Origin of the sequence: Enterobacter cloacae complex sp. 2024EL-00214 (assembly GCF_043945575.1) — a bacterium.
Classification (GTDB): Bacteria; Pseudomonadota; Gammaproteobacteria; order Enterobacterales; family Enterobacteriaceae; genus Enterobacter; species Enterobacter cloacae_P.
Genome location: NZ_JBIMRC010000065.1, coordinates 1 through 581 on the forward strand (window position 1 = coordinate 1; position 581 = coordinate 581).

1 pseudogene is annotated in these 581 nt (G+C 58.5%); it reads right to left on the reverse strand.

What is annotated here, in order from left to right:
• Nucleotides 1-581 (reverse strand): annotated as a pseudogene (locus tag ACHHZ6_RS24755) (phosphomannomutase CpsG); the annotation flags it as partial.

The window sequence follows — 581 nt, forward strand, 5'->3', positions numbered from 1 at the left end:
CCTTCGATAAACTGGCCTTTCTCGTCGAACAGGAAGCAGCGGTCGAAATCACCGTCAAAGGCGATGCCCATATCCGCACCGTGCTCAATCACCGCGTTACGGGTGTCATCGCGACACTCCGGCAGCAGCGGGTTCGGGATCCCGTTAGGGAAATTACCGTCAGGCGTGTTGTGGACTTTAACGAAGGTCACCGGCACGTTCAGCGCCTTAAAGCGGGCTTCCAGCGCATCGACAACCGGACCTGCGGCACCGTTGCCAGAGTTGATCACCAGCGTGAGCGGTTTGAGATTCGCCACATTGATGTAGCCCAGCAGGTGGTCAATGTAGGCTTTTTGCAGGTTGATCTGCTTGTAGCTGCCGCGTTGTGCTTCGTTCACCGGCGGGAAGTCGTTAGCTTCCGCCAGACGCTGCACGTCGCGCAGGCCGGTGTCACCGCTGATAGGTCGCGCGCCCTTGCGCACCAGCTTCATGCCGTTGTAATCCATCGGGTTATGGCTGGCGGTCACTTCGATACCGCCGTCCACGCCAAGGTGGAAGGTGGCAAAATAGATCTCTTCGGTACCGGAAAGGCCGATGTCCAG